Origin of the sequence: Paenibacillus radicis (ex Gao et al. 2016) (assembly GCF_014641555.1) — a bacterium.
GTDB lineage: Bacteria > Bacillota > Bacilli > Paenibacillales > Paenibacillaceae > Pristimantibacillus > Pristimantibacillus radicis.
This window is the reverse complement of sequence record NZ_BMHY01000022.1, coordinates 1-470: the sequence shown is the minus strand read 5'-3', so window position 1 is coordinate 470 and position 470 is coordinate 1.

Sequence of the window (470 nt, the reverse complement as noted above, 5' to 3'; positions counted from 1 at the left end):
AACTCAGAGCTAGGCGGACGTTGGGTAGAACACCGAATCAAGTTCAAGTTGGGCAAACAGGAAACTTTATGGACATTGTGCCGAATAGCGAAGCAGACTCGCAAAATAGAGAACCTTCATTCGCTGTAAACGACCGTTTTCGGGGAGAAGTTGCTTGCTGTTGAGAAATAGCGAAGCTAGCTTCGCAATTGGTGAACTTAGGTTCACGAGTAGCGAAATTAGCTTCGCTATAGCGTGTGGAGACAACGATGGGGCAGGTTACAGCGAAGTTTGCTTCGTTAAACAGCGAATCAGGTTCGCTAATTGGGTAACTCAGAGCTAGGCGGACGTTGGGTTGAACACGGAATCAATTCAAGTTGGGCAAACAGGAAACTTTATGGACATTGTGCAGAATAGCGAAGCAGATTCGCAAAATAGAGAACCTTCATTCGCTGTAAGCGGCCGTTTTCGGGGAGAATTTGCGTGCTGCT